This window comes from Curtobacterium sp. MCPF17_003, from assembly GCF_003224385.1.
GTDB lineage: Bacteria > Actinomycetota > Actinomycetes > Actinomycetales > Microbacteriaceae > Curtobacterium > Curtobacterium flaccumfaciens.
In genome coordinates this window covers 55,558-65,880 of sequence record NZ_QKLC01000016.1, presented here as the reverse complement: position 1 = coordinate 65,880, position 10,323 = coordinate 55,558, and the positions used below count along the sequence as shown (strand labels likewise).

The 10,323-nt window shown below is 73.4% G+C and carries 8 protein-coding genes; 2 read left to right on the top strand and 6 right to left on the bottom strand.

Annotated elements, in window-relative coordinates:
* Nucleotides 1-1,466 (bottom strand): iron uptake transporter permease EfeU (efeU, locus tag DEJ30_RS14710; RefSeq protein WP_110862453.1); only part of this gene is annotated, 1,466 nt, incomplete at its 3' end.
* Nucleotides 1,467-1,535: 69 nt separating this feature from the next.
* On the opposite strand from efeU, the gene DEJ30_RS14705 reads away from it, so the two are divergent.
* Together DEJ30_RS14705 and DEJ30_RS14700 are read left to right on the top strand one after the other, a co-directional pair.
* On the top strand, nt 1,536-2,297 hold the full coding sequence (locus DEJ30_RS14705; protein ID WP_110862452.1) for a trimeric intracellular cation channel family protein: 762 nt from the start codon (nt 1,536-1,538) through the stop codon (nt 2,295-2,297).
* Between the two features lie 247 nt (nt 2,298-2,544).
* Nucleotides 2,545-3,147, top strand: coding sequence for a TetR/AcrR family transcriptional regulator (locus DEJ30_RS14700; RefSeq protein ID WP_110862451.1), 603 nt, complete (start codon nt 2,545-2,547; stop codon nt 3,145-3,147).
* A gap of 53 nt (nt 3,148-3,200) precedes the next feature.
* On the opposite strand, the gene DEJ30_RS14695 is transcribed toward DEJ30_RS14700, so the two are convergent.
* From DEJ30_RS14695 to DEJ30_RS14675, 5 genes are all read right to left on the bottom strand, one after another.
* Nucleotides 3,201-5,552 (bottom strand): DUF3488 and transglutaminase-like domain-containing protein, encoded by a 2,352-nt coding sequence (locus DEJ30_RS14695; protein WP_146238607.1) that lies wholly within the window; start codon nt 5,550-5,552, stop codon nt 3,201-3,203.
* A gap of 5 nt (nt 5,553-5,557) precedes the next feature.
* Complete coding sequence (locus DEJ30_RS14690; RefSeq protein ID WP_110862449.1) at nt 5,558-6,889, bottom strand: DUF58 domain-containing protein; 1,332 nt, start codon at nt 6,887-6,889, stop codon at nt 5,558-5,560.
* On the bottom strand, nt 6,889-7,893 hold the full coding sequence (locus tag DEJ30_RS14685; protein ID WP_110862448.1) for a MoxR family ATPase: 1,005 nt from the start codon (nt 7,891-7,893) through the stop codon (nt 6,889-6,891). Before DEJ30_RS14685 ends, DEJ30_RS14690 begins: the two co-directional genes overlap by 1 nt.
* A gap of 202 nt (nt 7,894-8,095) precedes the next feature.
* Nucleotides 8,096-9,100: a sugar phosphate isomerase/epimerase gene (locus tag DEJ30_RS14680; RefSeq protein ID WP_110862447.1), complete on the bottom strand. Its 1,005-nt coding sequence runs from the start codon at nt 9,098-9,100 to the stop codon at nt 8,096-8,098.
* Nucleotides 9,097-10,314 (bottom strand): Gfo/Idh/MocA family protein, encoded by a 1,218-nt coding sequence (locus DEJ30_RS14675; RefSeq protein WP_110862446.1) that lies wholly within the window; start codon nt 10,312-10,314, stop codon nt 9,097-9,099. Before DEJ30_RS14675 ends, DEJ30_RS14680 begins: the two co-directional genes overlap by 4 nt.
* Between the last annotated feature and the right edge of the window lie 9 nt (nt 10,315-10,323).

Sequence of the window (10,323 nt, the reverse complement as noted above, 5' to 3'; positions counted from 1 at the left end):
AGATGTGTATAAGAGACAGGGTCGGCTGATCGCGAGTCCGCTGCGGCCACCGAGGCGGCCGACCGCTCGACGCGGGCGTCGGGGACGGACCAGACGGTGCGGTCCAGGGTCGTGGTGCGCGCGGACGGGAGGCCCCCACCGCTCAGCGTCAGCACCTCGCGTTGGTCGCGGGTCGCGTCCAGGACCCCACCGCGGACCGTCCACAGGGTCACCGTGTCGCGCACGGCCCAGCGGGCCGCGAACGGACCGGGGTTCGTCGACGGGGAGACCCCGACGGGCAGGCGGCCGAACAGGGTGACGAGGTCGTCCAGGGTCAGCGTCGACGGACGGTCGGCACCGCTCCCCTGATCGCCGGCCCCGTCCTGCACACCGGTGCCGGCCTGCACGACGCGCCACCTGTCGGCGGTCACGCCCGCGCGGGTGACGCGGCGGTGGGCCGATGTCGGCAGGGCGATCGGGGCCTCCTGGCCGGTTCCGGTGCCGGCCACCCGCAGGACGCCGGACGCACCGTCGACGTTGGCGGAGACGGAGCTGGCGTCGCCGCTGACCGCGGTCGTGCGGGGCAGGTCCACCCCGCCCGTCGGCACGGCGATCGCGAGCGCCGCTGCGGCCACGGCGAGTGCACCGGCGACGACGGCGCGTACCCGGGGCACGCGCTCCGGCGACGGACGCCAGGCGCGCGGCCAGAGGGTCAGGGCCAGCACCGGGACGACGTAGAGGAACCAGCCGAGCACCTCGATGACCCGCGGGTCCGGCGGGATGCCGAGCACGCCGGTGACCAGGGCGCCCTGCACCGAACCGTTCGGGGCGAGCCACGACAGGTCGACGGTGCGCTGCTGGCCGATGACGATCCAGCCGGCCTCGTGCGCGCGGCGGAGGACGGTCAGCACCAGGCCGCCGGCGACGAAGACCAGGAAGACCCCGGTGCCGGTGAAGAACCGCGACAGGTCGAGGCGGACGCCACCGGTGTAGATGCCGAAGCCGACGACGACCGCGGCCGCGATGCCGATCACGGCCCCGAGGGCGGCGAGGCCGGTGTCCGACGACGCCTGGAACGTGGCGAGGAGGAACACCGAGGTCTCGAAGCCCTCCTTCAGGACGGCGAGGAACGCCATGCCGGCGAGTGCCCAGGCGGTGCCCCGGCCGAGTGCCGCGGTCGCACTGGCCTCGAGGTCGGCAGTCAGGGTGCGTGCGTGCGTGCGCATCCAGACGATCATGCCCGTGACGAAGACGACGGCGACGATGCCGATGACCGCCTCCATGCCCTCCTGCTGGGCCTGCGGCAGCGCCTGCTCGACGGCCTGCAACCCGAAGCCGACGGCGATGCTGAGCAGCACCGCGAGCCCGACGCCCGACCACATCGGGGCGAGCGGGACGCGGTTGCGACGCAGGAACGCGGCGATGATGCCGACGATGAGCGTGGCTTCGAGGCCTTCACGGAGACCGATGACGAGAGTGGCGAGCATGACGAAGGTGAGGCTAACCTAACCGCCGAACGGCCCGCCAGCCGTGCGACGTGATGTTTGATGGTTCTCATGAACCTGCTGTCCGTCGACGGCCTGGCGTCGGTCACGAACGTGCTCGACCTCGCCGGGGTGTTCGCGTCCGCCCTGCTCGGCGGCTCCATCGCCCGCGCGATGGACTTCGACCTGTTCGGGTTCCTGGTCGTCGGGTTCGTTTCCGGACTCGGCGGCGGGATCCTCCGCGACACCCTGCTGCAGAACGGACCACCCGTCGCGCTCGTCGACCCGCTGTACGTGCCGGTCGCCGTCGCCGGGGCGCTGATCGCGTTCCTCGTGTCGTTCTCCGAGGTGACGTGGGACCGGCTGTTCACCGTGCTCGACGCCGCCGTGATCGGGTTCTGGGCCGTGGTCGGCGTGCAGCGGACCTACGACGCCGGGCTCGACTGGCCCGCGGCGATCATCATGGGGACCATCACCGCGGTCGGCGGCGGGGCCATGCGCGACCTGTTGCTGCGGCGGGTGCCGGCGGTGTTCGGCGGGAACGCGCTGTACGCCACCGTGGCCGTCGCCGCGTCGGCCGTGATGGTGATCGCCTCGGCGCTCGGGTCGCCGTCGCTCGGCATCCTGCTCGCGATCACCCTGTCGCTCGGGCTCCGCTGGGGAGCGGTCCGCCGGGGCTGGGGCCTGCCCAACGGCCGTGACTGGCAGCCGAAGTCGACCCTCGGTTCGCTGCTCCGGCGGGGTCGGAGCCTGCGGCCGGACGCGCTCCGGTTGCTCCGCCGGCCGGGCCGTCGAACCGGTGCCGGCAGTGTCCGAGAAGAGCACGAGGACTGAGGGGCTGTCTTCCGCGCCTCCGCGACGGTACGATCAGTACCGCCGGGTATCGTCCTGGCAGTTCTGCCGGGGATGATCCCGGTGAACGCTGTCCGCACAGCACCGACGCGACCCGAACGCGCCGGTTCCGAGCAGACGTGGGGATGGGGGCTTCGCTGATGCCGCGCGGGATCAGACGCGCGGCGCGGCAGGTCTCCACCACGATGCTCCCCCCGACGACCACCACCACAGGTCGGAGCAGCAACCGATGAGCGACGACGCTTCCCCCACCCAGCGCATCCCGCGTGCCGAGGTCCGGGAACGCCTGCTCGCCGCCGGAGCCGCGGTCTTCGCCGAACAGGGTGTCTACGGCGCCCGGCTCGACGACGTCGCCGCGCGCGCGGGGTTCAGCAAGGGTGCGGTCTACTCGAACTTCTCGTCCAAGGAGGACCTGCTCGCGCAGGTCATGCAGCGGTCCACGAACCTGGTGCTCGGCTCACTGCAGCAGCTCGTGCACGCCGACATCGCCGCCGTCGACGTCGGCGACGTCCTACGCGCTGCGTTCGGACAGCACGACCAGAGCGAGCAGTTCGCGCTGCTCTCGGCGTTCCGCGGGTACGCCGTGCGCCACCCGGAGTTCCTGCCCGAGTTCATTCGGCAGCGCCGGGTCCTGCAGGACGGGGTGCTCGAGCTGGTGCGGCTGTGGCTCGGTGCACACCCCGAGGTCGACGTCGGCATGACCCCGGAGGAGTTCGCGACCGTGCTCATCGGGGCGAACGTCGGCCTGGTGTTCGACGCGCCGGCGCTGCCCGGCGTCGACCCGGGCGAGCTCATCGCCGCCCTGGTCGAAGCGGTCGTCCGCCGGCGCTGACGCGGGGTGCGGTGGGCGGACCCTCGCACGGTGCTGACGCACACGCGCCCGCGTCAGGCCGTGCGACGATCCCGACGGCGGGGCTTCGGCCCGTCGTGGGACCAGGCTGACGACGGCAGCAGGCTCGGCGGCAGCAGGCGCGACCGCACGACTCGCAGAGCGGGCACGGACGCGTCGAGAGCGCCACGAGCTTCGCGGACGTGACGCTCCAGCGCCGCGCTGTCGACCGACGCGATCCCGTCGGCGGCGAAGCGCTCGCGGTCGACCGCGTCGACCGTGGCCTCCAGGTGCGGCACGACCGACGCCGGCAGCCCGTGACGCAGGCGTCCGAGCACCGCTCGGGCGGTCCGGGCCACGGCGGCGGCATCACCCGGCGGCGCGATGCCCGGGGCGTACCCGTGGTCGGCGACGTCGTCGAGCAACTCCCGCCACGCCTGCACGGCGGGTGAGCGCCCGGCGGCGATCGCCGACAGCCTCGACCGGCGACGAACTGCCCGCACGAGGCCCGGAGCGACGAGGACCGCGAGCACGAGCAACAGGCCCACGAGCAGCCCGACCGGGCCGCCTGTGCCACCCGTTCCGGACGCACCCGCGGCACCCGGCGCCGGGGACGCCGACGGGGTCGGTGACGCTGAATCCTGCGCCGGGGTGGTCTGCTCGGGCGCCGGCAGCGGGGTCTCCGGCGTCACCGCGGTCGGCGAGGCCGAGGGCTCCTCGGACGGCGCGGCCTCGTCGGAGTCGGGCGTCGGCTCGAAGGCGACCCACCCGGCGCCCCGGATGTACAGCTCGGGCCAGGAGTGCAGCTGCCGGTTCGACACCGCGTACTCGCCGTCGGGCTGTGGCGAACCGGCCCGGTACCCGACCGCGATGCGCGAGGGGATGCCGAGCGTGCGGGCCATCACGGCCATCGCGGACGAGAAGTGCACGCAGTACCCGTCGCGGACCCGCAGGAACGTCGAGACGACGTCCATGCTGTCGCCGTCGTACCCCTGCTCCACCGGTGCCGTCTCGGAGTACGTGAACAGGTCGCTGCGGAACCACTGCTCGAGCGCCCGCGCCCGCCCGTAGTCGTCGGTCGCGGCGGCGGCGACGCGGGTGGCGGCGGCCGAGATGTTGGCGGGCAGGTCGTCGGGCAGGGCGAGGTCGGTGCGCAACTGCTGGCGGCTGGGTTCCCGGAAGCCACGGCCGTCAGAGCGGGCGAGCACCCCCGAGGCGGCGACCGCGTCGAGGTAGTCGTTCGCGAAGGTCGAGGCCCCGTAGACCTCGTACATCGCGCCCCGGGCGGTCGCGGCCCCCGTCGACCGGACGGTGCTCGAGTTCCCCATCCACCGCCACTGCGACAGGTCGAGGTTGGTGGACTGCGACTCGATCGACACCGCACCCGACGGCACCGGCAGGTAGGTGCTGGACAGCCCGGTGATCCGGACCGTCACGTCGCCACGGCTCGCCAGGCGCGGGTTGACGCCCTCGGCCCACTGCTGCTCGTCGGCGGTGTCGGCCTCGGCCGCGTTCGTCACGGTCGGCACCCAGTCCCCCGTGCCGAACTCGTCCAGGTCGGCGAGCTTGAGGTACTCGGGCTGCCCGTCCGACGAGCGGTAGCGGAACACCTCGAGCTCGCTCGGGCGGCGCAGGTCGTTGCCGAGTTCGAGCAGGGTGCCGGGCCGTCCGGGCTGGATCGGCGACTGGATCGCACCGGTCACGCCGGACAACCAGCTGGCGTTGAGCGGCACGATCGTCGGCAGCCCGATGGCCACGACGAGCCCGATCGCCCCGACGACGGCGGCCGGCAGTGCGCGCTGCACCGGGCGGACGGACAGCCAGAGCAGGGCGAGGAACGCCACCGCCGTGGTGATGACGAGCGGGGTGCCGGCGGGCTGCCCGGTGATGACACCGGGCACGATCAGGATGACGAGGGCCGGGGCCGCGGCGAGCGACGGGATCCGCGCGATGGCGGCGAGGAACAGCGAGACCGCCGCCACCCAGCCGATCGACGCGGTCACCACGAGCCGGATCGCGTCGGTCTGCGGCAGCGGTGCGGGGTTCAGGCGGATCGCGGCGAGCGTCTGTCCGAGGGCCCCGTCGGCGTCGAGCCACCCGAGCGGTTGGATGTCGTTGACCAGTGCGGCGGCGCACGAGCAGGCGATGACCGTGCCGACCAGGACGACGAAGCGGATCCCGGGTGTCTGGCGGCGCACCGCGAGCATCACGGCGACGAGCACGGCGACGACGACGACGCCCGATGCCCACCAGGCGATGCCCTGCACGAGCGGCCGGATGGCGAGTGCGGCGAGGAGCACCGGCACCGGCGCGAGGGCCACGACCCAGGCGCTCGGGAAGTCACGCAGGTCGTCGTCGCGCTCGAGGATCTCGCGCACGTCGGCACGGCCACGCGCCGGTGCGCTCACCCCGGTCACCGTGCGGCTCCGGACGGCGTCGCGCCGACGACCGGCACCACGAGGGTCCGCCAGCCGCCACGGTCGAGGATGCCCCGGACGGCCGGGTCCGGCGGCACGATCGTCGCCAGGATGCCGCGGCTCGACCCACTGGTCGCGCCGACGAGCCCGGCGGCTTCCGCCGCGGTGCAGGTGCCGGTCACGACGGCGGTCATGCCGTGCACGTCGCGGCCACGGACCTCGGGCAGGACGTCGGTCACCTGTCGGGCATCGGTACGCAGCCGGACGTCGGCGAGCCCGACGAGCACGTCGGTGAGCCCGCCGACGTCGCCCGCGTGCCGGGTCGCGCCTTCGGGACCGTCGAACACGAGCACGACACGCGAGGTCCGGGCGGCGAGCGCGCGGGCGACACTGGCGGCCACCACGACGGCGTGCTCGAAGGCCTGGTCGCCGCCCAGGTCGGAGAGCTCGGCGAGGTCTTCCCGACCGAGCCGCTGGTAGGACTCGCGCCGCACGTCCAGTGCGATCACGGCCTCGGGCGGCTGGGCCTGGGTGGTCTGGCGGACGTGGAGTTCACCGCGCCGTGCGCTCTGGGCCCAGTGCACCCGGCGGATCGGGTCACCCGGGCGGTACGGGCGGAGTTCGCTGTCGTCGGCGGAACCACCCTGTCCGACCCGGCCCTCGTCGGCCGAGACCGCACCCGCGAGCGCCCCGGCGTCGATCGCCCCGAGGGGTGCCGAGGCCGGGACCACGACGACCTCTTCGGCCGGGACGACGGGACGGTCGATCCGGAGCAGGCCGAACGGGTCCTCCACCCGGATCGTCACGGGCCCGACCAGGGTGCGGCCGCGGTGCATCGCGAGCGCCTCGACGTCGAGCACCGCCGGCGGCAGGTTCGGCCCGACCTCGGCGTAGGTCTCCGCCTCGGCCAGGCTGGCGAAGGCGTCCTCGAGCTGTTCGCGTACGAGCAGCGTCGCCCGCGGGCCGATCCGCAGGCTGGTGCTGCCGAGGGTGATGCGTTCCCGGTAGACCTCGCCCACCTGGACGATCGCCCGAGCGGTGCTGCGGCTGCCGCGGAGCGGGGTGGCGACGACGAACGCCATCACGATGCCCAGCACGACCAGCACGAGCAGCAGCAGGCCGGCCGTGACGGCGACGCTCGTGGTGCCGACCAGGCCGCCGCCGACCAGGCCGATGCCGACGGCGATGACCGTCCAGCCCCGGATCGTCGGGCGCGGGAACGGGGTGCGGCGTGCGAGTGACAGCCCGCGGCGGCCGAACCGGGCCGCCGTGGACCGCGCGGCACCGACGCGTCGCAGCAGCGACGGCGGTGCCGATGGACTGGCCATCAGGAGCGGACGGGGGTGGCCGTGAACGGGATGGCGGTGTCGGAGACGATGCGGACGACGATCTCGCGCACGGTGTCCTCGCCGGTGCCGCCGAGCCCACGGGCGACCGGCACGAGCCGGTGCGCGAGCACGATCGGGGCGAGCGTCGCGACGTCGTCGGGGGTGACGAACGGGCGGCCGAGCAGGGCGGCGTGCGCACGGGCGGCCTGCGCCAGGTGCAGCGTCGCGCGGGGGCTCGCACCGAGCACGAGGTCGGGGTGGGTGCGCGTCGACCGGACGATCGCGATGATGTACGCCTCGATGTCGGGGGCGATGTGCACCCCGGCGACGGTCTCGATGATCGCCCGCAGTGTGCTGACGTCGACGATCGGCCGCAGGCGCGACAGCGGGTCGCTGCCGCCGCGGTTGGCGAGCATCTGCCGTTCGGCGTCGACGCTCGGGTAGCCCATCGCGATGCGCGCCATGAAGCGGTCCCGCTGCGCCTCGGGCAGCGGGTACGTGCCCTCCATGTCGATCGGGTTCTGCGTCGCGACGATCATGAAGGGACGGTCGAGCGGGCGCGTCACACCGTCGACGGTCACCTGCGACTCCGCCATCGCCTCGAGCAGGGCCGACTGGGTCTTCGGGCTGGTTCGGTTGATCTCGTCGCCGATGACCACGTTCGCGAACACCGGGCCGGGCGAGAACCGGAAGGTGCCGGACGACTGGTCGAAGATGTTCACGCCCGTGACGTCGGACGGCAGCATGTCCGAGGTGAACTGGATGCGGTTCACCGACCCGCCGACCGAGGCACCGAGCGCCTTGGCGAGCACGGTCTTGCCGACGCCGGGGACGTCCTCGACGAGCAGGTGCCCCTCGGCGAGCATCACCGTCAGGGCCGTGCGGATGGCTTCCGCCTTGCCGTCGATCACCGTGGCCACGGAGGCCACGATGTCGTCGCCCACCGCCCGCACGTGTTCGAGCGGGAAGGCGGGGTCGGTCGGGTCCGGCACGCAGGGCTCCATCGTCGGGGACAGGTGTCGTGCATGCTACATCGGGCCGGTGACAGCACCCGGTACGGGTGCACGGACTGGTCGTTCCGCGCACCGGCGGCCGATCCGCGGGTGGTGGGGCCGGGAGGCACGGCCCACCACACGCCGATCCGTCACCTCGTGCGCGGAACGACCCACGGGCCTCCAGGCAGTGTCCGGGTCAGCTGACGGACGGTCAGGACCGGGGCGCCAGCGCCGCGTCCGCGGCGCGGAGCACGCGCGCAGCGACCGCGACCCCTTCTTCGCGCCCGAGCTCGGTGTCCTCGTGCTCGATGTTCACCCACATGTCCGGGTCGATCGCACGCAGGGCCTCGAGGAACGTCGTCCAGTACGCCTCGTCGTGCCCCTTGCCGAGCGCGACGAAGTCCCACGCCGACGGCTTCGGCCACTCGTTCGCCCACTCGTCGCCGCCGAGGTTCGTGCGTGACTCGTCCGGCGACAACCGGCGGAACGAGTTGTCGAGCACCCCGTTGATCGCAGCGTGCGGGTTGATCCGGACGTCCTTGGCGGCGGCGTGGAACACGAGCGGCCCGAGGTCGCGGGCGACCGCCACCGGGTCCATCTGCTGCCAGAACAGGTGCGAGGCGTCCAGCTCGACCCCCACGTTGGTCAGCCCGCCGCGCTCGACGAGCTCCCGGATCGACGCCGGGTTGAACACGAGGTTCTGCGGGTGCAGCTCGAGCGCGACCTTGACGCCGTGCTCCCGGGCCAGGGCGTCGATCTCCTGCCAGAACGGCACCGCGACGCTCCACTGGTGCTCGAGAACGTCGAGCGCGGCCGAGTTCCAGGCGTTCACGATCCAGTTCGGTCGTGTCCCGCCCGGCTCCCCCGCCGGCAGTCCGGACATCGTGACCACGCGGTCCTGCCCGAGGCGGGCCGCGAGGCGGATGCTGCGCCGGACGTCCTCCGCGTGCGCGGGACCGATCGCCGGGTCGGGGTGCAGCGGGTTGCCGTTGCAGTTGAGCCCGGCGATCGAGACACCGGTCCCCGCGAACTGCGCGAGGAACGCGTCACGCGCCCCGTCGTCCTGCAGGATCGCGTCGATGTCGGGCACGTGCACCGGGGGCAGGAACCCGCCGGTGTTCAGCTCGATGCCGGTGAGGCCGTTGGCCGCGATGACCCGGATCGCGTCGGCGAGGGGCCGGTCGTGCAGGATCGCGTCGTAGAGACCGAGTTTCATGCCGTCACTGCTTCCTTGATCGTCTCGGTGGTGCCCCCGGCCGCGGCGGACCGTGCCACCGCGTCGAGGACCTCCATGTTGTGCACGCCGTCGTCGAACGTGGCGTTCGCGGGCAGGGCGTCGGGCACGGCGGCAGACAGCCCGGCGATCTCGTCGAGGAACGCCCGCGCCTGGTACTCGAACATCTGGTTCTGCCCCCAGCCGACGCCCGGGGCGTCCATCGCCATCCCGCCCGCGACGTAGGGGTGGTCCGGGCCGAGCACGACCTGGCGGTACCCGCCCAGGCGCGAGCCGTCGGACCGCAGGGCGAGGCCGATCTCGGAGGCGCGCTCCTGGTCCCATCGGGCGGCGCCGCGCTCGCAGAACACCTCGACGACGAGCCCGTTCGGGTGCCCGGCCGCGACGCGGGAGGCCTCGAGCGACCCGACGACCGTGCCGTCACCGAAGCGTGCACTGAACGTGGCGTAGTCGTCGTTGCCGACGGCCGCGGTCTCACCGGTGAGCGGGACGGCCTGCCCCCGCAGGGCGTGTCCGGCGGCGACGGGGCGCTCGGTGATCGACGTGGTGAACGTGCCACCGCTGACGCTCCGGACCGGGCCGGCCAGGAACTCCGCGACGTAGGTCAGGTGCGAGCCGACGTCGGCGAGCGCGCCCGACCCCGGCTCCCCCGCGAAGCGCCACGAGAACGGGACGTCGGGCGAGGCGCCGTAGTCGGTCCAGTACCGGCCGGAGACGTGCAGGACCCGGCCGAGCGTGCCGTCCTCGACGAGCTCCTTGATGGCAGCGAGGCCGGGAGCCCGGCGGTAGGTGAACCCGATGCGGCCGAGCACCCCGCGCTGTGCGGCCTCGGCAGCGGCGGTCGCCATCGCGCGTGCGTCGTCGAGCGAGTCGGACAGCGGCTTCTCGCACAGCACGTGCTTGCCGGCGGCGAGCAGCCCCTCGACGATCTCGCGGTGCAGGGTGTTCGCGACGACGACGCTCACCACGTCGATGTCGTCGGCCGCCGCGATGGCCCGCCAGTCGGTGTCGTGCCGCTCGAAGCCGAAGCGACGTGCGGCCTCGGCGGCCAGCGGTTCGTAGACGTCGCCGACCGAGACGAGCCGGACGGGCGGCAGCGTCGGGGCGAAGAGGGAGGGGGCGTTCCGCCACGCAGCCATGTGGGCCTTGCCCGCCATGCCCGCACCGATGACGGCGACGCCGATGCTGTCGCTCATGTTCTCTCC